The following is a 26,758-nucleotide window of genomic DNA, read 5'->3' as shown; positions in this document are numbered from 1 at the left end:
CTCCCTGTTCATCAAAGACCTTGTTGTAAGGCTCGCAGACACTATGGTGTTTTCCAACAAATCAGTTATTCCACTTGGACTTCCTAAACAACAATCTCAGACGACAAATTCGGAAGTTTTTGAATACTATCTTCTAAATAATTATCCTAATCCATTCAATCCTGAAACGGTTATTAAATTCTCCCTCAAGGAGAAGAGCGGTGTAACGCTGAATGTTTACAACATTGCAGGACAAAAGGTTGCAGAACTTGTATCAGGTGAGATGGAGAAAGGATTTTATGAGCGTAAATTTGATGGAACCAAACTCTCATCAGGAGTTTACATTTTCCGTTTGACAGCCCAATCGCTTGAGAGCAAGACAACTTATTCCAAAACGATGAAAGCATTGCTCCTTAAATAAGGCTGAGGAATGAAGGTTGATGGCTGAAAAGCCCGCACCAGAATGTTAAATTAATAAGGCTGTCTCGAGAGGGGCAGCCTTCTATAAATCTTTTTTGAAATAAATTTCAATAATAGGAAAATATTTCTTGCACGGAATTTGAAAAATAAGTAGATTTATAAAGAAAAAAGTAATCATTCGCAGGTTTACTCAAATGGGATTGTTGTTTATTGTTTTCCATGCCGGGCTTATTATCAACACTTGGGAAACATTTTTGTCTTCTGCCGGGAAACAGACCATACTTCAGTTTTGGTTTGGTAACTTTCTGTCTTCTCTTTTTATCTCCTATCCCGGTTTTACGGGTCCCCCAATTTTTCTGTGCCTTCCGGAAACTTTTCATTCTAAATATCTATTTTTTAATCCATCAACACAAACTTTGTGTGAGGAAATTCTATGTCTAAGCTAACACATAATCCCTTCCGATTAGTCTCGTTTTCGGTTCTACTTCTTTTAGTTGTTTGCACAACAGAGATTAATGCCCAGTTTGATACAAATCTATTCATTAAAAGAGCCTGGTACTGGCCTGAATCGATAGTTTATCTGGGTGACCAGAACAACGACGGCTGTGATGATTTTTTTATTACAGAAATGGATAATGCTACTGGTGCAGGTGGAAAGTTGAGCTTTTTTTACGGCGGAAACCCCGTGAGCACAATCCCTGCTTTTGTGATACCCAATTTTTCACCGAAGGGTACCACAGGATGTGATGTAAACCGGGACGGATACCGTGATTTTATTGTGCAAAGATATGGAACACAAAAACCACCTGTCATTGATATCTATTTTGGAGGTCCAGGGCTTGATTCAATTCCTGACTATACATTCACATATCATGACAGCACTGTAATCTATCTAGATATGTATGGAAAGAGTTGGCCAATTGATTTTAATGGTGATGGATATGAGGAATTTGTTTTCAGAGATGCTCTGAGATTCCCCGGTTCTTCCGAACAACATAGAAGATATACAATTTGTGAAACAAATACATTGTTGACTATAAGGGATTACAATACTTTGTTGCTGTATCCTGATACATCCTATCAATTTGGTCTTACATTTTATGTTGCCGATTTAGACGGGGATGGGAAAGACGATATTTCAATTGATTTATATAAAAATTATGCCCCGGCAAGTTACCCAGAAAGAAAAAGATGGTTCATTTACGGTAATAACGAATTTAACTTCAGTAATTACTATGAATTCACAGATACCATGCAATATGTAGATCATATGTACATTGTTCAAGACCTCAACAACGACGGCAAGGGGGAACTGGTATTTGCGAATCAGGGAACACATCCTTATTGGTTTACAGAAGTAATGTCTTTTGGTTCCAGACCTCCAAACATAACCCCGGAGTACGGTTTGAACACAGAGTGGTCAATTTGGAATGATGGCTTTTCACCGGGAAATGTAAACAATGACTTGTATAACGATTTCATCCGTCACATACCTTACTCAAGTATGTTTTTATATCTCGGTGGAAGCCCAATGTGGGCAGAGAAGAGAAGAGCTTATGGTACATCATCATCTTATTACAACCTCAATTTTGGTGGAAGAGTAGGGGATGTAAATGGTGACGGGATTGATGATTTTTGTATTGCTGAGAATGGTTATACCGACCATACAAGCATCCCACCCGGTAATCTTTACATAATTTCAGGTAGTGATATTCCAAATGGAATTAAAGAAAATGGAATTAAGAATGACCTGGATTCAGGGCTGATACTTGGTCTCTCCCCAAACCCTGTAAAAACTGTAACAAATGTCTCCTGCCACTTACCATTTGATGGCGAATTGACGATTGAACTACACGATATCACCGGTCAGAGTATATATAAGACCATCTTCCAGAAGGAAAAAGGGGAACATACTGAATTAATTGATCTGTCAAGGCTCACAATTTCCAGTGGGGTTTATATTTTAACCCTTGAACTTAAACAAGGTGATAAAACTCTATCCAAAAGTTTGAAACTTCAATATATGAAGTAAAAAAAACAAAAGCACAACAAAACAAAGGGATGCGCTATGAAAAAAGCTGCATTATTAATAATTCTCTTATCAGGGATGTTCTTAGGACAGAACAGACCTCGCCCCGGCATCGATTACATGATGCATACAGGCTTTTTCGACTTTGTCGTTAACGCCTTGCACCACCCAAGAGGAGGAAACTCCGATAGTTTGATAACCAATTATCAGGCGAAAGGGTGGTATTTTGATAAACTCAGAGAACTCGGACTAACAAACCTTGTTACGGAGGGTTTGTACAATCTGAGTATCACTGATTCAAATAATACCTTTCTATTAAATGATATGGGTTTTGCCTGGAAACATGACCCATCATTACCTGTACCAAGGTATTTCAAACCCGCCGAATTTATGAGAGCTCTCGGGCATATTCACTCAAAATATCCTCTTGAATTTGGAGGGACAACTGCCCCAACGATTGCCCCGGGTGAAAACTTTGGGTTTACGGTTGCCGGTTCCAATGCAACTTGTTACTGGGGTATGCGAGATGAATACAAGCCCGCATATTTGGAGACAACCGGGCAAAATATAAATGAAAATACTGCATCAGGAGACCATCAATCACGCAGATGTCAGTACGGCACACATGATGAGGGGGTAATGTTGTGGGGTATGATCCCATGGATGCAGGTGGCTGATCCCCGTCTGAAATACAAGATGAGGATTTACCTGCGAATAGCTGATAATGATACAACCAAAGAAAGGGACGGTATTGGCGTTTATACAGGTCCTTTGAGTACAAGCTTACAAAATCAACCGCAGATAGAACGAAGAAGGGATTTTTTTACTGAACCCGAAGTGATACCACTAGAGTCTGTGGGATTATCTCAAAGCTTCAAAAATAATCAGTTACCCGAGAGTAGTGACTATTATTGGATTGAAACAAATTCTTTTAGTGTTTCACAAGACTTGAATCTTGCGTTTCATATTTATTGGAGTGGCAATCTCACAGTCTATATTGACAAAATTACTTTTGTCAGCGAGGAATTTGGGAGATTGTATGTTAACACCACGGGCCCGGTACTTATGGATTCAATTTTAACCGAACTCGAAACTATATATCCTGCAAATGTAACTGACGCTGCCAGGTTCCAAAGTTTTTACTTTGATGAACCCTTCCAACTTTCTGCAGAATACAGAAAAGATCTGCAAGCGGAAGTGTTTTCAAAGGCTACATCGAATAACAACCTTGAAATAAATGGTGCGACAGGAGCAGTTCCGGGTTATTTCCATCATTTTGACATTAAGTGGGCAGCTCCTTCAGAAAACAGATTAAAGAATTATCTTCTTTATAATCTGTATCCGATAGGGTCCGGGACAACTTATTCGCAAGACGATGTACAAGCAATGTTAAACACCTTAGTTAATTATCGCAATTTCAATGATGGTGGCACAGGTCCATATCAGTTCTCAGGGCTAAGATCAGCACAATTGGGTGCACAAAGATATAACACTGATGAAACAGACGATATACCTTTAGTTATGACTTTGGGAGTCCATTCGGAGCAATATGTTGTAGGAGATGATAATTCTGCATACACTGTTCCCGGACTTCATTCGAGACGAGCTCCAACTTATGATGAAATATTTGCTCAGGGTAATCTCTCTCTTGCTTATGGTGCCAAAGGGTTCATGTATTACATGGTACCGACAAGAGCTGCTTCTACTCTTGATACAGCTAATCCCTCCTGGAATACATTCGGATTGTTTGATGATTCAGCAGCGGTTTATGATTCAAGTAATTCGGGCACCGGACTGGTCCAAAACCCTGCTAACAACCAAATCCCCAATCACAGGTTTTATGCAGTCAGGGATTTTATCGCATCGACAGCACTTATTGATTCTGTTCTTCTAAAATTAAGATGGATTGATGCAAAAGGTTGGAACAGAACAGAGACAAGTACGATTGACTGGATTAATTCTGTTTCTACAGCTTTGGATTCCAATTTCACTCAAGCGGACGCAACACCGATGGTTGAAACAGGATATTTTGAAGAATATCATTCAACAGGTTACAATCCAAATGCGAAATATTTATATGTTGTAAACAAAAGATGCAACAATATCAATGAAGAATCCAGCCGTTATGTTGCTATGGAAGTGAATTACGGGATATTTCAGGGAAGAAGTAATCTCAAATTTACTGACTTAAAAACCGGTCGTATCTACTACACAAAAGCGGAGGCTGAAGTTGTTGTATTCTTAAGACCTGGTGATGGCACACTTTTCAAAATAGAACCGACTATCGTAGCCGGAGGAGAATTGGTTGGAGATGAAACAGTTGCGAGTAATACAATAATAAAAGGTAATGTTGTGATAAATTCTCCATATATCCTTACAATAGACTCTGGTGCGGATGTGACGATCGAAAACAGTTCAAAGATAAATGTAAACAATACATACCTTTATGTAATCGGTTCAGCGACTAATCCCTGTGTTTTGAATTTTGGTACCGCGAGCTGGTATGGTGAGAATGGGATAATTGCTTCCAATGCACAAATAATGATTGACAAGGCTTTAATCAAAAATGCAAAATATGGTCTCAAATCATATAATGCACAAAACTTTGTTGTTGAAAACACACAGTTTGAGACATGTTATTATGGCATACTCTTGGAAAACCAATCAGCCCGATTTGCCCGTCTCGACAATATATCTTTAAGTCAGTGTTACAGGCGTGGACTAAGTGCCAACGATTCATGGATCACCATGAGTAATTTTAATATTACAGGGTGTGAAACGGGTTTATGGTTTGATTATTGTTTTGTCAATGAGAAATATGATGCACCCGGTGCTAATCTCTTCCTTCAGAACAATTTCATCGGATTATACACAACATACTCCGATCTTTATCTTGGTCAGGATGGAAACGATCCGATAGGTGCATATAATACTTTCCTCAGCATTGATCAGAACATTGAAGCGGAAAATGAGGCTTATGTCAGAGTTCAAGACAACTATTGGGCAAACACATCCTCAAAAATGATAAATGCATGGGGTGGTGCATCAGTCCTTGATGAACCATCATTTACTTATGTTCCGGATAATCCTTTGTCAGGTGATGGCAAAAACGAAGAACTTGCAGCGATAAAAGGGATGTCAAATGGAGAAGGAACCACTGTTCGTGAAAAGCTGGAAACTGCAAGAAATCACATTCGTTCGAACAGATTAAACCAAGCAAGGAAGTTATGTATTGACATTCTTGAGCAGAACGGTGATGATCCTCTTTCTCCAATGGCTCTTCTGGTTTTAAGGCAGACCTTTACTCCTGAAGAGATTTCAAGTTACAAAGAATATATATTGAATGGAAACAAAGCGACTAAAGGCTCGATAGCAAAAGGAATGCTTGCCATTTCAGCTTTTGATCTAATGAATGGCGATGTAGCCATTTATGACAGTATCTGTTCCGAGTATGCAGGGAAACTTCCTGAATCATACGCTCTTTACAAAAAATCACTGTACCAGTTTGGAAATCTTGGTGATGTAAAGGGAGCTAAAATAACAAGAAACAGACTTGAGAGTAAATATCCCGAATCTGTCTATCTGAAAGACTTGAATTCCCGTCTTGCAGACTCGGTCGCATTTCATCCAATAAATTCAGTATCATTGGGTCTTCCTAAGGGGATAACTAATTCTGTCACTGAAATGGTGCATGAATATCAGCTTTTTAACAACTACCCCAATCCCTTCAACCCCGAAACAGTTATAAAATTCTCCCTCAAGGAGAAGAGCAGTGTAACGCTGACTGTTTACAACATTGCAGGACAAAAGGTTGAAGAACTCATAAGCGGTGAAATGGAAAAAGGCTTGTATGAGAAGAGATTCAACGGAACAAAACTCTCTTCAGGAGTTTACATTTTCCGTTTGACAGCGCAATCGCTTGAGAGTAAGACAACTTATTCCAAAACGATGAAAGCTTTGCTCTTGAAGTAGTCCCGATTCTCGGGAAATTCATTCGGGGGTCGAAAACCAAAAACAACAACTAATTTATAAGGCTGTCTCTGTAGGGTGCAGCCTTTTATTTAATCGGTTCATCTGAAAAATTAGTGTAATGCAGGTCAGGCAAAAAGTTTGATGTTATTTCCCGGACTTTTTTGATTCCAAGACTAATCCTATTTGATCTTTGCCACCGATTATTACTGTAAGCCGAAGTCTTTTAAAGAAAACCGGGATACAGTCTCTAACAAAACTGAATCCCGGTTTTTTATTCTACGGGTTTATTTCACAAGCCTGAGTACAGGATATTTTGTTCCTGCTTTTATGAGATAATCAAAGTATTTGTAAGTGGCAAGCCCGATGATACTTTTTGGTTCAAGAGCCTGTACAACTACATTTCCACCCGACTGCCGGGTTGTGATGAGGTAATAATCGCCTTTCAGTTCCTTTGAAGTGAGTGTGGCAGTTGAATAACCGGGATTAATTACTATATCTCCTTCAAAATCCATCGAATCAATCTTTGTAATCATATACTCCTCGATACGATCGGATTTATCGGGTGAATATTTTGTCATAATAAATTTATGCCGGTTAGCCCAGTTTACAAGCTCTTTGTCGTCAGCGGGAATAAGGTAGCCTGCCGGTTTCACCACATCAAAAACCGATTTGACAACGGGACGATAGTCGTTCACAAAAACAACAGTGTCTTTTCCGGTTGCCATGGTGAGAAGGTGCATCTCAAGTTTTTTACCGTTTCCGGTGTGTATCATTTGAATTGCAACTTTTTCAGGTGATCCCTCCACGATTTTCTTTTTCTCGACCTGCACCATTTCCTTGATTTTTCCTGCATTATCGAACATAAATTTCAGATATGCAGTCATACCGGTTTTTTGCGAGTTTGACCTTGTTTTGATGTTCTCAACCGAATCAACGCCGTTTTTCCCTTCCTGGATAAAGGACAGCGTACCCAGCGATCCAAAACCCTGTCTGCCGTCATTTATGTCGTAGGTGCTGTGTCTGATATATTCCTTTTCCGGGGGACCGCCGGGAGTATATTCAGCGTACGAAAAACCGGCACTTCTTACATATTTTGCCAGGAAGGGGAGATACTCATTTTCAGAGAAATTTCGAAGTGCTTCGGGTGTGTTTATGTTGGTCAATCTTCCGGCGGTGACATCGGAATTTTTTATGTAACCTGTTTCCATCCAGCTTTCAGAATAGGGGGAATACTCATGCACATCCATCGAGACATCAAAATTGTAACGATTGTAGAAGTTGTGCAATCCCTGATTTTCAGGCTGTAATAAGAGCAGGTGATCACGGTTCAGGTCGGCACCATTTCCGTTTCTTCTTCTGTTGCCCTCATTCCCGTCGGGGTTCATCATGGGTACAATGGCTATATCAAGTTTTTCAAGGAGCGGGGAGAGGTCTCCCGAAACCAGGTCGCGGATCAGCATAAGAGCCCCTTCCTTACCGGAGGGTTCATCACCATGCTGTTGGGCAAACAGTAAAACTTTGAGCTTGGCAGGGTCGGTACCAAATTCTTTTAGAGAAAATTTCAGAACGGGAATTTCCCTTCCTTTTGCAGAGACTGCTATCGTTTCTGTTACAAAAGGAGCTTTTGTTTTTGGAAGTTTGCCAATAAAATCAAGAACCTGGGCATGTGATGTCAGCTTTTTAAAATTTGATTCTTCCAAAGGGGTTGTAATTTTCTGGGGCAGTAAAAGAGCCGTGAGAAGCAGAAAACAGAAGAATAAACGGTTCAAAATATCGTCCTTTAATTTTGTGTGATTGAAAGCCTAAAATTAACACTTTTGACTCATTCCATCCCTTCAACTCTCTCAAACTGCATGGATGAAATCAAAAAAAAATTTTTAGTTTGCAAACATTTCCCTTGACTTTGTCATTAATACCTGTTAAATTACCCATACAAATGTATGGTATTTTGGAAAACAAACACCCGGAATGAGAGATGACAAGAAATTTAACGGAAACGCAACAGAAGATACTCCAGTTCATCATAGATTTTCGTGATGAAAAAGGGTGGCCCCCCTCTTTATCCGAGATAGCGGAAAAATTCGGCTATAAAAACCGGTCAACTGTGCGGGAGCACCTTCAGGCACTGGAGAAAAAGGGACTCATCCAAAGGGATGAAAAAACAGCAAGGGGAATCGAACTGAAACTCGATGAAAACATGTTCGTAACCCGGCCGATAATCGGTGAGGCTGCTGCGGGAAGTCCCGTTACAATCTATCCCGGAGCAATAGATACGGTTGATCTGCCGAATATGATAAAAATACCAAGGGAGTCGTTCCTTCTGAAGGTGAAGGGACAGAGTCTTAAGGATGCCTATATCTTCAACGGTGATGTGATTATTGTGAATCCGAATGTGGAACCCGTAAATGGTCAGATTGTTGCGGCTGTGCTCGATGACGGTGCGGTTGTGAAGCGATACTTCAAAAAAGGGAAAACCATTGAACTGGTATCCGAGAATCCGGAGTTTCTCCCGATCACGGTGGATGAGTCGTATCGCCACTTCCACATTGTTGGAGTGGTGGTGGGGATATACCGGAGTATGGAAGCCAAACCAAACCGTTATTCTTAAAGGAAGCGACCGAGATGATAAAGTTTAATATCGGAACTGCCGGGTGGTCATACAAAGACTGGGCACCCGTGTTTTATCCGCAAAAGCAGGGTTCTGATTTCAACAAGCTCACTTTTTACTCCCGTTATTTTAATTGTGCAGAAATCAACTCCACATACTATCAGTATGCTCATCCCGGTATGGCTCTCGAATGGTTAAAAAAAGTTGAAAGGAAGGATGATTTCCTGTTTACGGTAAAACTTCATCAGGATTTTACCCACAAACGGGAATATGTGAAGCAAAATATTGATGCGGTACGGAGCGTCCTGAATGTTCTCGTCAGGGGAGAGCGGTTCGGAGGTCTATTGATTCAATTCCCGTATTCTTTTCCTTTCAATGAAGTGACGGCGAACTATCTGATCAATCTGAACGATGAGTTTTGTGGATATCAAAAATTTCTGGAAGTGCGGCACAAATCGTGGGACAGTGATGATGCTGCTAAATTTTGCCGGGAGTGGGGACTTATTACTGCAAGCATCGACCAGCCACAAATCGGAGAATCTTTGCCATTTCGTTTCAATATAGTGAACAGAAGGGCTTATATCCGTCTCCACGGGAGAAACGAGGAGGGATGGCTAAAGTCGATCTCAAATTTTGGAAAACTGCAAAGTTATGAAGCTCAAAATGAAAGATACCGCTACCTCTACTCATCGGGTGAAATTGCAGAACTCGCTCAGATCATTAAGCGGTCACTTCATGAGTTGAGAGAAGTGTATGTCATCTTTAACAACCATCCTGCCGGGAATGCACCTGCGAATGCACTCGAGCTTATCCACTACATCGAAGAAAAGGTAAAAGTGGAAATGCCCGCTCAAATGAGCAACTATTTCCCCGCATTGAGGGTAATCAGCAAAGACCTTGAGCCGGAGTTGTGGGAATGAGTTATGGCAGTAATATTTCATCTTGATCTTGATACTTTTTTTGTTTCGGTAGAGCGGATACTCGATCCCTCCCTGGTGGGGAAACCTGTGATAGTTGGCGGACAACCGGGTGGAAGGGGAGTTGTTGCCGCCTGCTCATATGAGACCAGGAAATTTGGGGTGAGATCGGGAATGCCTGCAGGAAAGGCGTATAAACTTTGTCCACAGGCCATATTTGTCAGAGGGAGTCATGGTGAGTACAGCAGATATTCCAATATGGTGAAGGATATTCTTGTGAAGTATCCCCCTGTTTTACAGCAGGCTTCCGTGGATGAGTTTTATATGGATTTCACAGGTTGTGAGAAAATATACGGTAATTTCATGCTGCTCGCTGAGAGGATACTGGATGAGATTTATGAGAAAATCGGACTTCCCGGTTCAATAGGAATAGGAAGCAACAAGACCATCGCAAAAATATGTTCAGATTTCAACAAACCACGGGGAATCACTTGTGTACCGAATGGTACGGAAAAAGAGTTTTTGGCACCACTTCCCGCTGAGGTGATGCCGGGAGTGGGGAAGGTTTTTATTCGTGAACTCCATTCCCGGGGTATTTACACTTTGGGTGACATTGCCCGAATGCCCGCCGAGTATTTTGCATCGGTTTTTGGGAAAGGAGGATTGGATATTTGGGAAAAAGCGAACGGAAAGGGGACGGAATTTCTTGCGGAATCCTGGGAAAGGAAAAGCATTTCGAGTGAACAGACATTTCGCTCCGACATTTCCTCACCCGCAGAAATTGAAGCCATTATGTTCAGACTTGTAGCCAAAATTTGTCAGCAGATCAGGGATGAAGAAAGTATGGCTACAAATATTCACATCAAACTGAGATATGCCGATTTCTCCACAATCACGCGGGCAAAACAGGTGTTGCCAACAATGGATGACAAATTCGTCTATGAAACCGCAGCGGATCTTTTCAGAAAAGCATATACCCGCCGGGTCGGTGTGCGGCTTATCGGTGTCGGAATGAGCGGTTTCGTCGAGTATCATCAACAACAGTCATTGTTCGAAACAACAGAGGAAAAACGGGAGAAAATGATGTATGCCATCAATAAAATCAGGTCAAAGTTCGGATTTGAGTCGATCGAGATGGGGAAGAATTAAGGCTGAAATATGACGGCTGAAGGCTGAATTTCTGAAGGCTGAAGTATGAGGTCAGAAGTTTGAAGTATGAAAAATTTAGGGGACGCGGATACACGCAGATTAAACGGATTTACGCAGAGGAGTTGTAATAGTTCCACGGATGACACGGATTTAGCACGGATTTCACGGATATATTTTTCTTGTTCTCCTCTGTGTGCTCTGTGAGCTCTGTGGTTTAATAAACCCTTTGCGATCTTTGCGCCCTTTGCGGTTTTGCTCTTCTCTTCGGGGAAATTACTGCATTATTGGATTATTGGATTACTGCATTACTGCATTACTGCATTATTGGATTAGAAAAAGATGTTACATGTACACAGCAATTACTCCCTGTTGCAGGGAGCGGTATCGATAGACGACCTGATCGGGCGGGCAAAGGACTTTGGAATGAAGGCTCTTGCTCTAACGGACAGGAACGGCATGTACGGACTGATTCAATTCTACAAAAAGGCTGCTGAAGCCGGAATCAAGCCTCTATTGGGTGCTTATATCGATGACCCCGGGAATGAAAAGGAGTATGTTCTCCTTCTTGCTGCCACACGGGAGGGGTACTCAAATCTTTGCAGGATAATAACCGCCAGAAAACTGAAGGAGAACTTCACACTTGAGGGGCTTGTCCGGAGTGAATTGCCGGGACTTTTTCTTGTCACCCCTTCGATCAGACTTCTTCAGGCAGCGGGGAACAAGGCAACCGTATTCGGTGAACTTCCCGTAACACCATCCACGAAGAAAATGTCGAGGGAGGTGTATGAGTTCTGCATCGCCAACGGTTACAGGTATGTTCCCACTTCTCCCGTTTACTTTTTAGACAAAGAAGACCATCTTCTTCACAAAACCGTTACAGCTATAAGATTGCGAACAACTCTGGGAAGCATAAAACCAGAGGAAACAGAGTCTGAGGATTACTATTTCAGGAGCTATGAGGAAGTGTTGCGGGAGTGGAAAAAGATACCGGGCGCACTTCAGAACATAAACCATATCGTTGACAACTGCAATTTGAATCTCGAAACGGGGAAGACCAAGTTTCCTCTTTTTCCCACACCAAACAATGAACCGTCATTTTCATATTTGTGGAAGCTTGCCTTCAAAGGGCTGGAAATGAGATATCACACGATCACCGAAACTGCAATAAACCGTCTCCGTTATGAACTTGAAGTGATTAATGATCTCGGCTTTCCCGACTACTTTCTTGTGGTCTGGGATATCGTCAGGGAGGCAAAGCGGCGGGGGATGATGCTGCTCGGGAGGGGATCGGCTGCAAACAGTCTTGTGTCATATTGTCTCGGCTTCACGGAAGTGGATCCGATAAAATATGACCTCTACTTCGAAAGATTTCTGAACAGGGGAAGGATGAGTCCCCCGGATGTTGATCTCGATTTTTCATGGCGGGAGAGGGACGAGATTGTTAAATATGTTTTTGAAAAGTACGGCTACGATAAAGTGGCGATGATTTCGACAACCGTGACTTTCAGAGCGAGATCGGCTTTCAGAGAGACGGCAAAAGTTTTCGGAATTGCCGAGAGTGAAATATCGCAGTACAGCAAGTTCATTCCGTGGACAGATGCAAGAAATCTTGCAAATCTCTCAACAATGTTTCCTGAATCGAAGTCGTTGAAGTTCGAAGGGGAGCCGTGGAAAAGTATTATTTCAATTGCTTCGCGGCTGGCATCATTTCCGCGGCATCTCAGCATTCACCCCGGGGGAATTGTTATTACACCCACTCCTATCACCGATTTTGTTGCACTCGAGTTTGCAAGCAACAAGGGGTTGGGAATAATCATCACTCAGCCAGACATGTATCCCGTTGAGGATATGGGACTGATTAAAATTGACCTCCTCAGTCAGCGCTCCCTCGGAGTACTCAGAGAAACCATGGGGAAGGTGTTGTAATGTTTGACATGATCGATTACCGGCTGCCGGAGCAGTCGAAGACAAAGATAATCTCTCTCCACCGCCCGATACCACGGAAAGAGGCAGGGGTGGACTTTGACATTTTCGATTATGATTTTTTGTTCAAGGATGAGAAGACGGTTGACATAATAAAGCGGGGGAGGACGATAGGGTGTTTTTACATTGAATCGCCGGGGATGCGGTCGCTTCTTACGCGGTTGGATGTCGATACATTTGAAATGCTGACGGCGGCAAGTTCTATTATTCGTCCGGGTGTGGCGGAAAGCGGCATGATGCAGGAGTTTATCGCACGCCACAAAGACCCCCGGAGGCGGAAGTATCTCATTCCCGAGATGGAGAAGATACTGGGAGAAACTTACGGTGTGATGATCTATCAGGAGGATGTGATAAAGGTAGCGCATCACATAGCGGGGCTCTCGCTTGAGGAAGCTGACCTCCTCCGTCGTGCAATGAGCGGTAAACTCAGGAGCAAAACTGCAATGGAGAGGATTGAGGGGCGGTTCTTCGAGTCGTGTGAGATGCGGGGACTGAAGCCTCATGTGGCAAGTGAATTGTGGCGGCAGATAAAGTCATTTGCGGGTTACTCGTTCTGCAAGGCACACAGTGCATCGTTTGCTCTTCTTTCATATCAGGTGGCGTACCTTAAAGTCCATTATCCTGCTGAGTTTATGTCGAGTGTTTTAAGTAACGGTGGAGGCTACTATTCCGCCGCAGTTTACATTCAGGAGGCACGCAGACTGGGTCTTAAGATACTTCTTCCCTGCATAAACAAAAGCGTTTACGAATATACGGGGAAGGGAGGTGAACTGAGAATCGGGTTGCAGGCGATAAAAAACCTGAAAAAAAGCACCGCCGAAAATCTGATCAGGGAGAGGAAGGAAAACGGCGACTACACTTCCCTCAAAGATTTTCTGACAAGAACCCGCTCCGGATTCGAGGACACAGTTCACCTGATAAAGTGCGGAGCAATGGATTGTTTCGGCATGGGGAGACCCGACCTTCTTAAACAGCTCGATGTTTACATGAAGCACAGGCGGATACTCGATACACTTCAGGAGAGCCTTTTTGCCGGTGAGGAGATGGAACTGGAGCGGAAGGTGCTTACGGGGGTTCAGTACTCGGTTGAAGAGAAGTGTCTGGCGGAGATGGAGGCGTTCGATTATATGGTCAGCCGGCACCCTCTGCAGTTTTATGGCGGCTGGACGAACGATACCACTGTCACAAAAGCAATCGACATCCCCAAAATGCACGGTAAAAATGTTAAAATGATCGGCTGGTTTATGACCGCCAAAAGAATACGGACAAAAGACGGCAAGGCGATGAAGTTCCTCTCACTGGAAGACCTGACTGATACCTTTGAAGCTGTGCTCTTCCCCGAAACATACGCCAAATATGCGGAAAAGACGATGTCGTTCGGTCCCTACCTCGTCGAAGGAAAGGTTGACGCCCTGAATGGCAACAACCTGATTGTGAACAAACTTGAAATCATCGGCGGTGAACTTGATATGGAACTGCTCCAAAGTGCAACATATTCCGAAAGCAACTACAGCGGTGAAAACGAAAAAATCTACGAAGAGGAAACACAAATCACCCTCGACCTCGACAAGGAGAAACTGATAAGGGCGTATGCAGGATGACTTAGTTATGAGTTTTGAATTATTAGTTATTGGTTGGAGGGTATGAAGGTGAGCCCGTGGATGATGCGCCTGGAAGTGGAGTAAAAGGGAGCAGGATTTTTCGTAAATTTGCAGTTGAAATTAGATGAAAAATTAATATGAAAAATCTTACAGACACACACGCACACTTGTTTTATCCCGATTATGCTGATGAAATCGATCAGGTAATTGAAAGAGCCCTGGCAGCAGGGGTTGAATATATTATTGTTCCTGCCACTGACCTTGCGAGTTCAGCACAGGTCGTTCAACTGACCAAAAAATATGATATTATATACGGCTCCGTGGGAGTCCATCCCTTGGACAGCAAGGAATGGGACAAAGCCTGGTTGCCGCTACTTGAGCAGACAGTACTCGCAAACAAAGAGAAAATAGTTGCCATTGGTGAGATTGGTCTCGACTATTACTACGATTATTCTCCTAAGAAGAAACAAATTGAAGCATTCCGCGATCAACTGGAACTGGCGATTAAACTGGATCTTCCTGTAATAGTTCACAACCGGAATTCCGATGATGACATGCTGGAGATTATAAAAGAGTTTACACCAAAAGGACTCAGAGCCCAGTTTCATTGTTTTAACGCACCGCTCGAACATGCTCTTGAATATGTGCGCATGGGACACATGATCTCATTTACCGGAAATATCACTTTCAAAAAAGCGGAAGATCTTCGGCTGATTGCGGCAAGAGTACATCCGGAACATCTTTTGCTCGAGACTGATTCGCCGTTTATGACTCCCGTTCCATTCAGAGGGAAGCGAAATGAGCCCGCACATGTTCATTATGTGGCAGAGGAACTGGCGAAACTGCATCATCTTACTGTTGATGATATTTCCCGAATTACAGCCTACAACGCATGGCGATTCTTCAAGATCGGGAAAACTCCCGAAACTTCCATTGTTTATCAGATTGGCACGGCATTATATGTAAATGTTACTAACAGGTGCAACGCCGACTGCGTATTTTGTGGAAGGAAGGATTCTCCGTTTCTGGCAGGATATAATCTCGGGATGGATAAAAACAACGAACCTGATATTCAGCAATACATAGATGCCATTGGTGCCCCGATGAAATATTCCGAAATAGTTTTTTGCGGGTATGGTGAACCTACCATCAGATGGGATGTGGTGAAAGTTGTTGCGGGATTTGTGAAGGAAAACGGTGGAAAGACCCGCATTAACACCAACGGACATGGAAATGTGATAAATCACAGAGATATTACTCCCGAAATGAGGGGTCTTATCGATACCATTTCTGTCAGTCTGAATGCTACAGATTCTAAAAAATATGCAGAACTGATGCGGGTGGATGAGAGTATGTTTACTGAAATGCTGGAATTTACAACAAAAGCCAAAGCTTTTGTTCCAAATGTTGTTTTATCAGTTGTGGGAATTCCTGAGGTGGATATAGAAAAAGCCCGCTCCATAGCAGTCGACGAGATTGGTGTCAGCTTCAGGGAACGGACTTATTTTTAAGATTTAGTATGCCGGATTATTTCGGCATTACAAAAATTTTATCATCAACTTTTGGGTTGATTTCATTGGAATCGAGAGCCATTTTGTAGATGGTTTGTCCTTCGGCTTTTACTTCGATGTCGAAGGCTATCTTCATACCTTCAATGTCTTTATAGTTGGAAGGGTAAATCTCCATCTCAACAGGTTGTCCACCCATCACGGTTTTTGAGGTTTGCTTCAGGATCATGAAAGATTCTTTATCGAGATAGATTTTATAGCTGTCTTTTTCGGCATCTTTAAGTTCGATTACAAAACATTCAACGCCCTCAACTTTTTCGTTGGGGAGCAGTTCGGCAGTGTAACCTTTTGCTTTATAATCCCAGAGAGCCCCATCCATATCTGCCTGAACCTTTAAGTTTTTGAGCTGGTCAGCAGGTATTTCCGCAGGTTCACCATCACCCATAAATGGATTGGTTGACCAGCCTTTCACGCCATCGAATGCCTGAATCATTGTAAGACCCTGAAATGTAACTTCAAATCTAAGTTTTAACGGTCTCGCATAGGTCATTTTGAATGGGAGGTTCTGACCCATTTGGGAGAGTTTGCCTTTTGACAGCATTGTATTTACTTTAACAAGTTTTTCCTGTCCGATTGCGGTGTAATAATTTGCGAGCACTTCATCAAGTGTTTGAGCATGAATCGAAGTGGCAAGAAATAAAAACAGGGACAGAATAATGAAATTTTTCACAGTATTCTCCGAATTAATGAATAAAAATTCAAATCTTACATGTAAAATAACATTTTCTTCAAAAAGATTCCCGATAGTCAATTTCGGGGGGATTTGAGAGCTAAATCATTTTTTTTGAACAATCAACTGTTTATCTTTACTTTCATCAAAAATTATTTTAATAAATCCAATTCAATCAAGAAAAAGGCATTTTATGTTCAATTTCAAATTTTTTCTGTTAGTTTCATTCATTATTTTAGTCTCTTCGCTCAATGCTCAGATATTTGAGGGGAAGGTTACGATGAGTATTTACGATGTAAAATCGCAGGAATTAAAGGATGTGGAATACTACACAAATGGCAAAGAGTCCGCAATTCTTGCCGAAGAAGAGGGAATGAAAGTATCCATCATGATGAAAGATAATAAAATGCTGATGGTCATGCATGCTCAAAAATTATTTATGGAAATACCCCTCGATGGAGAAAACAAAGCAAAAGATTCTGCCAAAAACATTGACGACGCTGTTGTTAATACCGGTGAAACAAAAATGATCAACGGGCTGAATTGTACGAAATACATCATAAAATCGGGCGATCTTGAAAATGGTATTGCATGGTTTACTAAAGACCTGGGTGGATTTTTTCTTTTCAAACTGGATCAGGGAAAAGAAAGTCAGGGCACTGTGATGGGAGCTCTTGGTCAGTTCGCCGACCTTTTCCCGGTTCTCGTTTTGGATAAAAAAGACGGTAAGGAAGTCAAAATGCTTGAGACAACAAAAGCGGAAGTGATGCCTGTACCTGCGAGTGTTTTCGAAGTACCAAAAGATTATAAGTCACTCATTGATCAAATGATGCAGCAGAAATAGAAATCTGAGAAGAAACGGAGAATTTTAATGCTGGATGTGAAGAAAGATCCCATTTGGAAAATGATGGGTTTGTTATTCAAACCCCACCCTTGGCACGGGATTCCGATCGGTGATAATGCCCCTGACAAAATAACGGTATTTATAGAGATTGTTCCCACGGATACGGTCAAGTATGAAATTGACAAGGGCACCGGGTACCTCAAAGTTGACCGTCCACAACGGTTTTCAAATGTGAGTCCATGTATGTATGGATTGATACCTCAGACTTTTTGTGCTGAAAATGTTGCCGCATTTTGTGATGAAAAGACGGGACGAAAGGGTATCATCGGTGACGGTGATCCGCTGGATATTTGTGTATTGTCTGAAAAAACCATAACGATGGGTGGAATCACTCTTGAGGCGATTCCCATAGGCGGATTAAGGATGCTCGATGGTGATGAGGCTGATGACAAAATTATAGCCGTCATGAAAGGTGATGCCATTTACGGAAACATGCGGGATATTCATGAGTGTCCGCCTTCACTTATTGAGAGGCTAAGGCACTACTTCCTCACCTATAAAGATATTCCGGGGTCCTCAAAAGCCCGCACTGAGATAACTCATATTTACGGCAGGGAAGAGGCACATGAAGTGATCAGGCGAAGCCAGCTTGACTATGAAAGCAGATTCGGCGGGATAGAGGAGATGCTTACAGACATCCTTCGTGGTTAGTCATTATAGATGTCAAACATCATGCAAGTGCCCTCTCCGGGGGCACTTTCTATTTTTAAAGCCGAGCCGTTAATATTCAAAAATTGCTTTATGATTATTAATCCGATGCCCGTTCCTTTTTCATTGTCAGTTCCGGGTTTCGACTTGATAGAATTCTCATTTAAAATCCTGAAAATCTCATCCTGAGTTATCCCCGTACCCGTATCGCAGACCCTGACAGAAATTTTGCTGTCACTCGACAACCCGGCGTGAATTTTAATGCTGCCGTTTCCGGGGGTATATTTGATTGAATTGGCAACCATATTTCTTAGAATGGTATCAAGCATGAATTTATCGAATCTGACGGGAGGTAAATTTTTCTGAACAGCATTCTCAATGGTTATTGATTTTACTTCTGCCAGAGGAGCAACTGTAAGAATGGTCCCTTCTACAATTTTATAAATATCCAGCGGCTCTTTTACCACGGTTAGTGATTTGCTTTGGGTTCTTGCCCAACTAAGGAGATTTTCCAAAATTTGTAAAGTGGCGATTGCAGTTCGTTGCGAGTCTTTCAGGAGTTTAAACTTCTCTTCCTCTGTCATTTCGTAATATCCATCAATAAGGATATCTGCAATATTGATCAGCAATACGAACGGATTTCTTAAATCGTGAGCAAGAATGGAGATAAGACTGTCTTTACTTTCATTCAGTTTTATAAGCTCCTCCTCCGAGCGGGTCAATTTTTGGAGGTACTGTTTGATAGTTTTCTCGGCATTCTTTAGCGCTGTTATGTTAGCTGCATAAAGAACTATTTTTTCCACTTCATTCCCCTTGCTCAGGGCAGGATAAAAATTCAGATTAAAGTGGTAATTTTTCCCGTCATCAGACTGAAATTCCACTTCCTCAATAAAAGAATTTTTCTCCTCTTTTATTCGTCGAAGCCTTTCCGGGGTGAGAATCGAACTAATCTCCATATTCACAAACAAATCGCTTATTTTGGATTTGTTTCTTATCAGAATTTCACTGTTCGAAGCGTTGATGAGCATAAAGGGGTCTGTGACAGAATTGATCATATCCTGAACGAGTCGCAACGAGGCTCTTTTTTGATAGAAAATGACAAGAACAGTAACCAGTAGAGAACCGAGTACAATAAAAATGATCAGGTATATCATTAAATTGCGGCTGTTCTGCAATTCTTGAAGTTGCTGTTTCTCCGACAGCGTTTTTATTTCCTGATCTTTTAGTTTAATTTCATAATCTATACTTTTTAACAGCAGATTATTGTATGAAGATTGAGTAAAAAGACTGTCTCTTTGCTGTATCAGCATATCGGCATATTTAACAGCCGTTTCGGAATCATTCTGCGCTTTGGCAATATTAAACAGGGCGATATAAGCCTCGGTTAAAGCAACTTTAAAGTTAAATCGTTTTGCAAGCTGCACAGCTTCTTCCAGTTTTTTAACAGCTTCACCGGGCTGATTGTCTTTCCTGAAATATTCTGCAAGTTCAATCCATGTCTCACATTTTCCGCGTGGGTCGTTCAATTTTTCAAATATCCCGGCAGCCTTCAGTGTATATTCTATCGCTTTGCTGTATTCTTCTTGATCCGCATAAATCCGTGCAAAACTTTTGTAGACAATTCCCGTTCCACCTTCGTACTTGTACTTGACACTTATTGAATATGCTGTATCGAGATAGCTGGAAGCCAGAGTATAAAGTTTTTTCTTGCGGTAAATAGAGGCAAGATTTGTATATGTCCTCGCCAGAGAATTGTAATCACCTGTTTTTTTCTTCAGCTCGAGGGAGAGGAGGGTGTATTTTTCGGAGTTCTGGAAATCATGCTCCATCGAGTATGCAATGGCGAGATTGTTATAGAGTTTGGAAAGCTTGTCCGGATTGTTATCCTTTTTTCTAAATTCCAGAGCCATTTCATAAAATCTGATTGCCTGTTTGCCATCACCAAGAAAGTAGAACGCCAAGCCGATGTAGTTGTGTGAATCGGCAATCAGGACGGGAATTTTGTACTTCTCTCCAATGGTTCTTGCCTTCATTGCATAGGTAACCACCGAATCGTAATAGCCAAGATTGGTAAAATTAACCGCAATTGCAGTGTATGCTGTACCCTCAGTCAATGGATCTTTTGCCTTCTGAGCAAGTGCAACAGCTTCAAATCCCTGTCTGGTTCCAAGAAGGGGATCGACATCTTTATATTTGAACGAAAGTTGTACAAGAGTTGCAGCTTTAATAGCGCCGGTCTGCCCGGAAGCGGCAGCGAGGAGTGAGTCAATTGAATTACCATAAGTTGTTTCAACCGTTAAAAACAGAAACAACAACAGCCGGCATAATTTAAATTTCATTGTGTGAAGTATTTTATCATTTTTGAAGAGGTAAAATAAAGATTTTTTCTGTAAACAATATTAAATGTTAAAAAGATATCTAAAACATTCCATGTCCCGTAAGTGGGAGAGAACCCTTTTTATCCTTGTAGTATGCCAGTTTTTTGCAATGGGTGGAATGAGTGCTTTAATTCCATTTCTTCCTCTGTTTATAAGGGAGCTTGGGATAGCTACGACTAATGAAATCGCCATCTGGAGCGGGATAGTATTTGCAGGTCCTTTCGTTACAGCCCTCATCGCCCAGCCGATGTGGGGCGCTCTGGGGGATAAACGGGGCAGGAAGCCGATGGTAGTGCGTGCTCTGCTCGGTTTGGCGATTGCTCAGGTCCTGATTTATTTTGTACCAAATGTTTACTGGTTACTTGGAATGAGGCTTCTGCAGGGGACATTAAGCGGATATAATGTGGCAGCAATGTCTTTAATTACAGCCATCGCACCAAAAGAACGACAGGGTTATTCCATCAGCCTGCTGCAATCAGCAAGCAACGGGGGGGTAGTGGTTGGGCCCGTAATCGGCGGGTTGCTTTCAGAAATTCTTGGTTTCAGAGGGGTTTTCCTCGTAGTAGGGCTTGCCATTGCTTTGCTGGCGGTTGTTGTGATTATGTTTGTTGATAAGGACTCACATGCTACTGACAAAGAAGAAGAAATCGGAGTTAGAGACAATATCAGAACGATGCTGAATGACCGCGTTTTATTGGGCACAGCGTCGCTCATCCTGTTGACATCACTGGGAATCTCTTCACTCAGACCAATATTTGTTTTGTACATAGAAAGTTTCAATTTACCACCTGAGTACTCTTTGGCATTTATGGCAGGAAGTTTATACAGTATTCTTGGGATTTTTTCGACCATCAGTTCGGCTTATTTCGGAAAAATTGTCGACAAGGCGGTTCTGAGGAAAGTCCTGGGATTTGCTTCACTTGGAACGGGACTGATGTATGTCCTCCACCCGTTTATAACGAATGTGTATCTATTGATACCTGCACGGACAGTATTGGGCTTGTGCTACGGGGTTATAGTGCCTGTTCTGTTTACAAAAATATCGACACATACGAGCGGTAGAAACAAAGGGGGCATACTGGCACTCGCCATGAGTTCGCAGACATTGGGGGTAATTTTTGGCTCAATTTTATCGGGTAATCTGGTGAACTGGTTTGGAGTCCGCTACCCGTTTTTGATAATCGGTTTGTTTTTCCTCTCAATTTTTGCCATCACTCCCTTCCTCCGGAATGATTAAAATGATTTCATCGAATGCCATTTGCCGTTGTGAAATTTCAGGAACATGACGACCATGTAAATTGTAGTGTAAAGAATTAGAGCCGACCATGCACCTGGCAACCCGTATCCCAGATAGATTCCGAGGAAATACGACATTGGCACCAGTATCAGGAGATTGGTGATTACTTCGACCATCATCACAAAGGTGGTTTTCCCTGTCGATTGTAATCCATAAGCGAAAACTATACCCGCCCCGAAGAATATCTGCGCAAAGCCGGCAAATTTGATTGCCGGAATTGCAGCATTAATGACCGAATCTTTTTCAGTAGTGATATGAAGCAAAACTTCAGGAAAGAAAATAAAAATTGTCGAAAGTATCAGTGTATAAATTGTAGCGAGTTTCGCAGTTTCATAACCGAATGTCTTGGCTCCCGTGATGTTATCCTTTCCCAGTTCATTACCCACGAGTGTCTGAGCGGCAATTCCGAATCCGTTGGAGGGGAGGAATGAGAGAAAAAGAGTGGAAATGATAGCCTGAGTTGCAGCCTGCTGATTTATACCGAGTAAACCGGTAATAGCAACAAACGAGAGAAATCCGATAAGGATAAAAACATTTTGAAAGGAAACGGGAACTGACAATTTCAGAATCCGTTTGATAATCTCGGGGACAATTTTAAGACTTTTGCTAAAATGATACTTTTCCCTGTAGTTTCTGAAACCAAGAAAAACAATAAAATAATAAATTGCATCAAACACTGTTGCGAGAGAAGATCCGAGGGATGCACCGGCAATTCCCATTTCGGGAGCTCCCAGTTTCCCATAGATAAACATGTAATTGAAAAGAATATTCAAAAGATTAATCATTATTGCTGAGAACATGAAAATCTTTGTATTTCCTGTTCCGAAAAAGAACCCCCTGAATGAGACAGTAATCATGAAAAAGGGGAGTCCGAGGTATCTCCAGATCATGTATTGTGCTGCGTAGTCGGCGACTTTATCATCTTTTGAGAGAAAACCTGAAATCCAATCGGCAGTTACCCATCCAATGATTGCCATCAGCGTACCGATAGTCACAGTGAGGACGAATGAATTGAAAAGCACAGCGCTGATGCCCGCATAGTTTTTCTCACCATATCGGCGTGCAACGAGTATGTGAGTTCCGGTCGACAGGGAAGAACAGATGCTCACCACCGCCCAGGTGGCGAGTAATCCCAAACCCATTGCAGCCAAAGTATATTCAGGATCCGGAAGCCTGCCAACCATCGCAGTGTCAACGAGAGAAAGAATCATCTGAGTTGATAGTCCGGCGATGACCGGTAAAGCCAGTTTGAGGATTGTACCGGAGTAAGCCGGATCAGGTAGAATTTTCTTAAGCATGCGATTTTGATTTAAAAAAGAAGCACAATTTACGAAAAGCAGTGAAATTTTGAAAGAACTTTAATATTGCTGGTTTAAAATCTCAAAGAGTCTCTTTCGTTTGAGCGGTTTTGAGATAAAGCTGGTAAATCCCGCTTCAAGGCACTCTTTCTCAGTATTGGTAAGAAAGTATGCGGACATTGCAATAGCCACAGGCACATTTGGAAGAGTGTTTTTTATTTGCATGAAGAGCTCAATCCCGTTCATTCCAGCACCGAGATTGATGTCGGTCATTAGAAAATCGAAAGAAGATTTTTCGAGTGCTTCAATTGCTTCATTTGCAGATGAAACCAGTTTGATTTCGTACTCTCCGGAGAGGTATATTTTAATCAGTTCACGGTTGGTGTAATCATCCTCAACGATAAGAATGCTTTTTTTAGGATAACCATTCAATTTTTCTTTCATTTCATCAGAATCGGTTTCCCGTATCAAAGTATCCGACTTTAATTTTAGAGTAAATTTGGAGCCGTTCCCCGGTGAACTTTTAATTGAAATTTTAGCGTCTATCATCTCACAAAATCTCTTGACTATGCTTAACCCGATGCCTACGCCTTCATAATTTCTGCCAATTCCTTCAGAAACCTGTCGAAACTCATCAAAAATTATCTCCTGATCCTTAAGCGAGATACCTATTCCGGTGTCCTCAACTGAAATTGAGATGATTCTTTGTTTTTTCAGGTTTTCAACCCCGAGTCTTATTAAAATTCCCCCCGTGTGGGTAAACTTTATTGCATTAGAGAGGAGCTGCCGGATTATCTTAACGAGTATCACCTCATCTATTTCAATAATTACGGGATGTTCAGGAATTACATAGCTAAGTTTAAGTTGTTTCTTTTCGACTAAATCGTTGAATCCGTTGTAAACCTGAACAACAATTTCTCCCAGATCCACACTATGTTTTTCAGATCTGTAGTTTTCAATCTCAAGTTTTGAGAGGTCCAGAACCGCTTCCAGTGTTTCCATAAGTTTTATGGCACTGTTATATACTCTTTCAGCCATTTCAAGCTGTCCCTGATCTTCCAGATCTTCCTTCAGCAGTGCTGAGAAACCAATTATGCCGTTCATTGGGGTTCTTATCTCATGGCTCATGTTTGCGAGGAATAATGATTTCATTCTGTTGAGAGTTTGAGCCTCATTTTTGGAACGGATAAGCTCATTTTCGAAAATCTTGTAGCTGGTGTAGTCGCTTATCTGAATAACCAGTGCATCTGTTCCGGCAGGAGTTTTAAACCAGAAGTAGTTGACGCGAAGAAAAGTGGATTTGTCATCCCTTTCAATTACAGTATCGTAACTGACATAGTTAGAGAAGTCTTTTTTAAGTCTTCTTTCAGCATTAAAAATTTCAGGAAATATTCTCTCCATATCATCAAGACTACCGATTATATCCGGATCGGAGCTTATTTCCAGAATATCAATGGCACTTCTGTTTTTACCGATCAGTTGACCTTTTTCATCCAGGAGCAGTATACCGAGTGAGGAGCGCTCGAAGAGTGACTCCAGAAGTTGAAAATAGAGGGAGGATTCTTTACTGTCAAGGGATTTTGGGCTATTCCCGGATTCTGAATCGCCCGTTAGAGATGAAATCTCTTTCTCCTTGGGAGTGATTTGTCTCTTCCTTAAAATGATGAAATAGAAGAGAAAGAACACGAGGTTTAGCAGCGTTAAAAGGAGAAGAATGGAGTCGGTCATCAAACTGTCAAATTATTGTTCCGTAAAAATATTAATTTCTTCGGTTAGAAAAAGAATTTCAATTGAAAACTTAAAAAAAATTGTTAAATTTGGGCTTAATACATAGAAAGAATAAACAAAGAGATATGTCGCGAGAGCTGGTTCAGAAAATTTTGTCGATTTCGCTCGGAGTTATGTTCATCTTCTCCGGAATCAGTAAACTTTTTCCAATTGAGGCGTTTGAGACCGTCACAGTGCAACAGGGGATAATGAACTGGGAACTGGTACCCTGGTTTTCGCGGGCGATGATCTCGTTTGAGCTGTTTCTGGGATTATTGTTTCTCTTGAACATCAAACTTCGAAAATTTACACTTCCCGCATCTTTTTTGTTGCTGCTTGTTTTCACCGTCTATCTGGCAATTCTGGAGTTTACAGGCAAAGGGGGTGACAATTGCGGTTGTTTTGGTGAAATGATCCCAATGACAGCACTTCAATCGATTCTTAAGAATTTGATTTTTATGGGAACTGTCGGTTATTTGTATTTTGCAATTGAGGCAGAGAAGAAATACACATTCGTGCATATTGCTGCAGGTTATGTTGTCGTGCTGGTAACGATTCTGGTGCTTTTTCCGGTTAAACCTTATGAAGTCTTGAAAGCCCCTGAAGTCTCGAAACCTCTGCTTGAACCGGTTTTGACAGATACCATGGTGCAGACGGCAAAAACAGACAGCCTGAATTCAATTGAGAAGGAAACAAATAAGAAAAAAGATACAGTTATAGTGAAAAAGTCTGATGAGAAGCCACCTTTAGCATCAAAATATCCTCCTGTCGTTTCGATTTACAGTCAACTGGTACCCGGAGCAGATAAAGGAATTATGATAGTAGCTTTTTTAAGCCTTGATTGCGATCATTGCCTGGCAGTCGCAACCGCTTTGAATCAAAATTCGGCATCCCTGAAAAGAACCGGAAGATATTACCTGTTTTTAGGCTCTGAGGATCAAATTGAACCATTTTTTTCCAAGTCGGGTGGGAGTGTCTCGTATAACCTGCTGACACCTCAAAAATTCTATCCTCACCTCAATTCGGCACCCCCAAAAGTAATCCTTTTGGTAAACGGTAATATTGTGCTGACCATGGAAGGAGAGAGTGTGAATGTAAAAACAATAATCGACAGAATTAATGAATTGACACTAACTTATTTAATATAATGGAATTAACAAGAAATATCTCAATAGTAAACAAAATAGCAGAGACTGTGCAGGTGACCGAAATAATCGAGTCGACAGCACAGGAAGCGGGTTTCGCTCAAAAGGATATCTATGACATTTTGATAGCAGTCGATGAGATATTGTCGAACATTGTTTACTATGCCTATGAGGAAGGGGAAGAGGGACAAATCGAAATCAGGATGATTTACAGCGACAAGTCTCTCCGGCTCGAATTTATCGACGAAGGCAGGGAGTTCAATCCTTTGATAAAGTCAGATCCTGATCTTTCCATTCCACCTGAGGAACGGGAAATTGGAGGACTGGGAATTTTTATAGTTAAAAAATTGATGGATTCTGTTGTCTACTCCCGGGAGGGAAAGCGGAATATTTTAAAGATTACAAAAACAAAAACCGGAGAATAA

At 41.7% G+C, this 26,758-nt stretch carries 19 protein-coding genes; 14 read left to right on the top strand and 5 right to left on the bottom strand.

The window, feature by feature from the left end; genetic code table 11:
• From LCH52_09260 to LCH52_09250, 3 genes are all read left to right on the top strand, one after another.
• Window positions 1–400 (top strand): T9SS type A sorting domain-containing protein (locus tag LCH52_09260; GenBank protein MCA0388669.1); only part of this gene is annotated, 400 nt, incomplete at its 5' end.
• A gap of 432 nt (window positions 401–832) precedes the next feature.
• Window positions 833–2,431, top strand: coding sequence for a T9SS type A sorting domain-containing protein (locus tag LCH52_09255; GenBank protein ID MCA0388668.1), 1,599 nt, complete (start codon window positions 833–835; stop codon window positions 2,429–2,431).
• Window positions 2,432–2,467: 36 nt separating this feature from the next.
• The gene (locus LCH52_09250; GenBank protein MCA0388667.1) at window positions 2,468–6,400 is read left to right on the top strand and encodes a T9SS type A sorting domain-containing protein; all 3,933 of its coding nucleotides are present in this window, start codon (window positions 2,468–2,470) and stop codon (window positions 6,398–6,400) included.
• Window positions 6,401–6,684: 284 nt separating this feature from the next.
• On the opposite strand, the gene LCH52_09245 is transcribed toward LCH52_09250, so the two are convergent.
• Window positions 6,685–8,169: a succinylglutamate desuccinylase/aspartoacylase family protein gene (locus LCH52_09245; GenBank protein ID MCA0388666.1), complete on the bottom strand. Its 1,485-nt coding sequence runs from the start codon at window positions 8,167–8,169 to the stop codon at window positions 6,685–6,687.
• A gap of 206 nt (window positions 8,170–8,375) precedes the next feature.
• Here LCH52_09245 and lexA point away from each other — a divergent pair, with 206 nt between their 5' ends.
• The 6 genes from lexA (at window position 8,376) to LCH52_09215 (ending at window position 16,169) form a co-directional block, all read left to right on the top strand.
• Window positions 8,376–9,008 (top strand): transcriptional repressor LexA, encoded by a 633-nt coding sequence (gene lexA / locus LCH52_09240; GenBank protein MCA0388665.1) that lies wholly within the window; start codon window positions 8,376–8,378, stop codon window positions 9,006–9,008.
• Window positions 9,009–9,022: 14 nt separating this feature from the next.
• A complete protein-coding gene (locus tag LCH52_09235) occupies window positions 9,023–9,928 on the top strand; it encodes a DUF72 domain-containing protein (protein ID MCA0388664.1) in 906 nt (301 codons plus the stop codon).
• Window positions 9,929–9,931: 3 nt separating this feature from the next.
• Entirely contained in the window at window positions 9,932–11,074 is a 1,143-nt protein-coding gene (dinB, locus tag LCH52_09230) for a DNA polymerase IV (GenBank protein ID MCA0388663.1), read from the top strand.
• Window positions 11,075–11,413: 339 nt separating this feature from the next.
• Complete coding sequence (locus LCH52_09225) at window positions 11,414–13,000, top strand: PHP domain-containing protein (protein MCA0388662.1); 1,587 nt, start codon at window positions 11,414–11,416, stop codon at window positions 12,998–13,000.
• Entirely contained in the window at window positions 13,000–14,658 is a 1,659-nt protein-coding gene (locus tag LCH52_09220) for a hypothetical protein (GenBank protein ID MCA0388661.1), read from the top strand. The genes LCH52_09225 and LCH52_09220 overlap by 1 nt, the downstream gene beginning before the upstream one ends.
• Window positions 14,659–14,795: 137 nt before the next feature.
• Window positions 14,796–16,169 carry a YchF/TatD family DNA exonuclease gene (locus tag LCH52_09215; GenBank protein MCA0388660.1) on the top strand — a complete coding sequence of 458 codons (1,374 nt, stop codon included), beginning with the start codon at window positions 14,796–14,798 and terminating at the stop codon, window positions 16,167–16,169.
• 16 nt (window positions 16,170–16,185) lie between these two features.
• Here LCH52_09215 and LCH52_09210 read toward each other — a convergent pair whose 3' ends face one another.
• Entirely contained in the window at window positions 16,186–16,896 is a 711-nt protein-coding gene (locus LCH52_09210) for a hypothetical protein (GenBank protein MCA0388659.1), read from the bottom strand.
• Window positions 16,897–17,089: 193 nt separating this feature from the next.
• On the opposite strand from LCH52_09210, the gene LCH52_09205 reads away from it, so the two are divergent.
• Window positions 17,090–17,740: a DUF4412 domain-containing protein gene (locus tag LCH52_09205; protein MCA0388658.1), complete on the top strand. Its 651-nt coding sequence runs from the start codon at window positions 17,090–17,092 to the stop codon at window positions 17,738–17,740.
• 27 nt (window positions 17,741–17,767) lie between these two features.
• Window positions 17,768–18,451: an inorganic pyrophosphatase gene (locus LCH52_09200; GenBank protein MCA0388657.1), complete on the top strand. Its 684-nt coding sequence runs from the start codon at window positions 17,768–17,770 to the stop codon at window positions 18,449–18,451.
• On the opposite strand, the gene LCH52_09195 is transcribed toward LCH52_09200, so the two are convergent.
• Window positions 18,448–20,760: a tetratricopeptide repeat-containing sensor histidine kinase gene (locus LCH52_09195; GenBank protein ID MCA0388656.1), complete on the bottom strand. Its 2,313-nt coding sequence runs from the start codon at window positions 20,758–20,760 to the stop codon at window positions 18,448–18,450. The two genes, LCH52_09200 and LCH52_09195, sit on opposite strands and share 4 nt — an antisense overlap.
• A gap of 91 nt (window positions 20,761–20,851) precedes the next feature.
• Between LCH52_09195 and LCH52_09190 the strand changes: the two genes are divergently transcribed.
• On the top strand, window positions 20,852–22,063 hold the full coding sequence (locus LCH52_09190) for an MFS transporter (protein MCA0388655.1): 1,212 nt from the start codon (window positions 20,852–20,854) through the stop codon (window positions 22,061–22,063).
• On the opposite strand, the gene LCH52_09185 is transcribed toward LCH52_09190, so the two are convergent.
• Together LCH52_09185 and LCH52_09180 are read right to left on the bottom strand one after the other, a co-directional pair.
• Window positions 22,060–23,421: an MATE family efflux transporter gene (locus LCH52_09185; protein MCA0388654.1), complete on the bottom strand. Its 1,362-nt coding sequence runs from the start codon at window positions 23,419–23,421 to the stop codon at window positions 22,060–22,062. The two genes, LCH52_09190 and LCH52_09185, sit on opposite strands and share 4 nt — an antisense overlap.
• A gap of 60 nt (window positions 23,422–23,481) precedes the next feature.
• On the bottom strand, window positions 23,482–25,149 hold the full coding sequence (locus LCH52_09180) for a response regulator (protein ID MCA0388653.1): 1,668 nt from the start codon (window positions 25,147–25,149) through the stop codon (window positions 23,482–23,484).
• 125 nt (window positions 25,150–25,274) lie between these two features.
• Here LCH52_09180 and LCH52_09175 point away from each other — a divergent pair, with 125 nt between their 5' ends.
• The gene (locus tag LCH52_09175) at window positions 25,275–26,336 is read left to right on the top strand and encodes a DoxX family membrane protein (protein MCA0388652.1); all 1,062 of its coding nucleotides are present in this window, start codon (window positions 25,275–25,277) and stop codon (window positions 26,334–26,336) included.
• Window positions 26,336–26,758, top strand: a complete 423-nt coding sequence (locus LCH52_09170) for an ATP-binding protein (protein MCA0388651.1) — start codon at window positions 26,336–26,338, stop codon at window positions 26,756–26,758. Before LCH52_09175 ends, LCH52_09170 begins: the two co-directional genes overlap by 1 nt.

The organism is Bacteroidota bacterium, from assembly GCA_020161395.1.
Classification (GTDB): domain Bacteria; phylum Bacteroidota; class Ignavibacteria; order Ignavibacteriales; family Ignavibacteriaceae; genus UTCHB3.
The sequence above is the reverse complement of the archived record's forward strand: the minus strand, read 5'-3'. Positions and strand labels throughout refer to the sequence as shown.